Here is a 1,730-nt window from a genome sequence, read left to right on the forward strand (position 1 = left end):
CACTACTAAAGAGATCTCTCGACTGTCCCAGCGTCAACCGAGGTTCGTGACAGACACCGGCGCATCCCGAATGCGCTAGGGCGACTACCCATTTTCGGCGATCTCGCCATCTAGCGCCCAGCTTCTCCTGACTGGATCCAGTCAGGAGAAGCTGGGCGCTATCGCCCTGTGGAGCGACTTATTCTGGAGTCAGGACAACCTCGTTCACAGGGGTGTGATGACACGCCATTCGGCGACGTCACGGCAGTTCCAGCAGGTCTTGGGTTCGCATGTCAGCGACTGACCGATTTCCGGTACTGGATCTGAGCCAACGGCACGAATACGAGCAGGATCACCACGATCCAGGCAAGCGTTGTGATCACCGGATGCTGCATCGGTATCGCTTCGGATGGCGGTTCCAGCGGATTGGTGTTACCGAACAATTCGCGTACAGCTTGTGCCAGCGCCGATACGGGGTTCCATTCCGCGAAAACTCTCAGCGGCGCGGGCAAGGATTCCAGCGGTACGAACAAGTTGGATACGAATGTCAGCGGAAATATCACCATGAAGCTGGCGTTGTTGAACACCTCGGGAGCGCGAAGCAGCAGGCCGACCACGGCCATCATCCAGGACAGCGCGTAAGCGAACAGCAGCATCAAGGCGTACGCAAGCACCGCGTCGAAAAACGATCCACGGATCCGCCAGCCGACAACTAGACCTGTCAGCGACATCACCACCAGGCTGACGATGTTGATGACCACGTCGCTGACGGTGCGGCCGACCAACACCGCAGAAGGCGCCATCGGCAGTGACCGGAACCGGTCGATGATGCCCTTTTGCATATCCTCGGCCAGGCCTGCACCGGTGAACGTCGCACCGAAAACCACCGTCTGGGCGAAGATGCCCGCGATCAGGAACTCACGGTAACCACCCTCGACGCCAGGAATACTGATCGCTGAGCCGAAGATGTAGGCGAACAGCAGCACGAACATGATGGGCGACAGCGTCGTGAAGATCAGCACGTCGGGTACGCGCTTGATCTTGATGACGTTGCGTTTGGCGATGGTGATGCTGTCGCTCACCACCATCGACAGTCGTTCGCCGAGGCTGGGAGGGTGCAGCTCGGCCTTGTCGAGTGCGACGGTCATCGGTTCTTTCCTTCCGCGGCGCCCACGGTCTCCGACTCGCGATCGCCGTTGACGAGTTCTTCGGCCTCGTGCCCGGTGAGCGTCAGGAAGACGTCGTCGAGCGAGGGTCTGCGCAGGGCGACATCGTTGATGTCCACCTTGTGCTCGGTGAGCCTGCCGATGGCGGTGACCAGGTCCTGTGACCCGTCGGCGACCGGCACGATGAGCTTGCGCAGGCCGGGTTCGAGATGGATCTCGCCGTCGGCGAGCCCGCTCAGCACCTGCTGGGCGACGGCGAGCTGGTCGGCGGCGCCGACGGTGAGTTCGATCCGGTCGCCGCCGACGAGGGCCTTGAGTTCGTCGGCGGTGCCGCGGGCGATCACCTTGCCGTGGTCGATCACCGCGATCGAATCGGCGAGGCGGTCGGCCTCGTCCATGTACTGGGTGGTGAGCAGCAGGGTGGTGCCGCCGGCGACCAGCTCCTCGATGACGTCCCACAGGTCGAGCCGGGCACGCGGGTCCAGACCCGTGGTCGGTTCGTCGAGGAACAGCACCGGCGGGTTGGCCACGAGGGCGCCTGCCAGGTCGAGGCGCCTGCGCATACCGCCCGAGTAACCCTTCACC

At 62.7% G+C, this 1,730-nt stretch carries 2 protein-coding genes; both read right to left on the reverse strand.

The genetic code is table 11. The features are described from left to right. Window positions 1-272: 272 nt before the first annotated feature. Window positions 273-1,067: an ABC transporter permease gene (locus ACFWF3_RS34785; RefSeq protein ID WP_379318317.1), complete on the reverse strand. Its 795-nt coding sequence runs from the start codon at window positions 1,065-1,067 to the stop codon at window positions 273-275. Window positions 1,068-1,123: 56 nt separating this feature from the next. Further along, window positions 1,124-1,730, reverse strand: a 607-nt coding sequence (locus ACFWF3_RS34790; RefSeq protein WP_379318315.1) for an ATP-binding cassette domain-containing protein, incomplete at its 5' end; no start/stop codon positions are given.

The sequence above is a fragment of the Nocardia sp. NPDC060220 genome (genome assembly GCF_042727815.1).
GTDB lineage: Bacteria > Actinomycetota > Actinomycetes > Mycobacteriales > Mycobacteriaceae > Nocardia.